General features: G+C 62.2%; 2 protein-coding genes. Both read left to right on the top strand.

The window, feature by feature from the left end; all coding sequences use genetic code 11:
• On the top strand, positions 1-1,741 hold a 1,741-nt coding region (locus AC1DT2_RS21525; protein ID WP_477298618.1), incomplete at its 5' end, for a sensor histidine kinase.
• Positions 1,738-2,158 (top strand): sigma-54-dependent transcriptional regulator (locus AC1DT2_RS21520; RefSeq protein WP_477298616.1); only part of this gene is annotated, 421 nt, incomplete at its 3' end. The genes AC1DT2_RS21525 and AC1DT2_RS21520, both read left to right, overlap by 4 nt.

The raw sequence follows: 2,158 nt of genomic DNA, 5'->3' as shown, positions 1-2,158 counted from the left end.
GTTCTGGACCATGCTCGGCACGATGACCGTGGTCGGTGCATTGTCGTTCTTCCAGTTCCGGAGCGCCCTGCAATCCGAGATCGCAGGAAATCTTCGCTTCGGCGCCACCGCAATGATGCAGCGCATCGATACCTTTTTGTTTTCCCATGTCGAGAACATGCGTGTCTGGCGGGGCCTCGAAGTCATGCAGGACATCCGGGTGAAGGATGTCGACAAGCGGCTATCCAACTTTCTCTCCAACCTGCGGGCCGGCCAGGACCAGGTCTACGACGTGCTGCTATGCACCGACGCGCAGGGAAGGGTCGTGGCCGCGAGTGAGGCCTCTTATATCGGCGGCAACGCACCGGGCCTTTCCGGTTGGCAGACGGTTCCCGGCCAGGGTCTCGATACGATTTCAGTGACGTTGGCCTCCGGAGCGCTCGGTACGAGCGCGATCGTATTGCGAAGTCCCATTCCGAATGCTTTCGGCGAGGGCACGATCGGCTACCTCTACGCGTTCCTCGACTGGCGCGCCGTGCAGGACCTGCTCGACGGCGCCGTGAATCGTGGCACGCGGGGGCTTCTACTGGTCGATCACGACGGCCACGTGCTCGGGGCCTCAGCGTCGCTGCGTGCTAAGCCAGACCTAAGGCAGCTTCGTCTGGCGCAGTGGGATCTGCCCGTCAGGGGTGCCACGTCTTATGTCCATGAGGGGGACGGCCTGGGGTACGGGGCGCTTCTCGTCGGGGTGGCGACGTCCGACGGGTCGCCGCCTTTTGAAGGCCTGGGTTGGCATACCCTCATGATCGAACCAACGACGGTGTCGTTCGGTCCCATCTGGGCACTGCTCTGGGCCATGGTGGGCGTGCTCACGGTCACCCTGTTGGCCGGGCTGTGGATCTCGTCGCGCCTGGCTGACCGCATTGTCTCTCCGATCGTTTCGCTCACGGAGTTCACACGTGGCTTCCGCCAGGGACAGCCGTCACTTCCGGCAATACCCGCCGGCGCCACCGCCGAAGTCGACGAGCTCCATCGGGCGTATACCGACATGATCCGGGCGCTCGAGCAGTCGCGCGAGCAGGTCGTCCGCGCCGGCAAGCTGGCCGTTGTCGGCGAGATGGCGGCGATCATGGCGCACGAGGTTCGCACCCCGATGGGGATCCTGCGCAGCTCGGCACAGCTTCTCCAAAGGGAACCCGACCTCGATGACAGGCAGCGCGAACTGATCGGTTTCATCTTCAGCGAAACCGAACGGCTGAACCGCCTTGTGACGCTATTGCTCGAATGCGCCCGGCCAAATCCGCCGCATTTCATGTCACACGACGTTCTCGAGATCGTCGACAGCGTCCTCGCCTTGCTGGAATCCCGCGTCGAGCGCGCCGGCGTAACGCTATCGAGGCAGGCCGATGGCGGTGACGTGGTAATCAGCTGCGATCGCGAGCAGATCATGCAGGTCTTTCTGAACCTGATCCTGAACGCGCTGTCGTTCGTGGGCGATGGGGGACGCGTGCGAGTCAGTACCCATCGTGATGAAGATGCGCTGTGGATCAGCGTCGCTGACGACGGTCCTGGCGTGCCTCTCGAGTTTCGGGAGCACGTCTTCGATCCCTTCTTCAGCCGCAGGGAAGGCGGTATCGGCCTCGGCCTGACCATCGTGCAGCAGATCGTACAGGCGCACGGTGGCACCTTGTCGGTCGGTGAAAGCGCCTGGGGTGGTGCTTCCTTCAACCTTTGTTTCAAACATCAAGAGCCTCGGACATGACGACGAAACGGATTCTTGTGGTTGACGACGAGGCGAAGATGCGTCGCATCCTCGAACTCTCCCTCAAGTCCATGGGACACGAGGTCGAACAGGCTGGTGACGGCAAGGAAGCTCTCGCGAAAATCGAATCCGGTTCGTTCGATCTCGTTCTGACCGACCTGCGCATGCCCCGACTGGACGGTATCGGTCTCCTTACGGCGTTGCGTGACGCCGATAACGATATTCCGGTCATCGTCATGACCGCCTACGGGACGATCGAGACCGCCGTTGCAGCAATGAAGGTCGGTGCGGCCGACTACGTCATCCGGCCGTTCGAGATGGAAACCATCGAGATGGCTGTAACGCGTGCATTGACGATGCAGGTGGTCCAGCGCGAGAACCGCTTCCTGAAGGAGGAGGTATCGCGTGGCTGGGGCG

The organism is Luteibacter sp. P4_E6 (genome assembly GCF_056401535.1).
The sequence above is the reverse complement of the archived record's forward strand: the minus strand, read 5'-3'. Positions and strand labels throughout refer to the sequence as shown.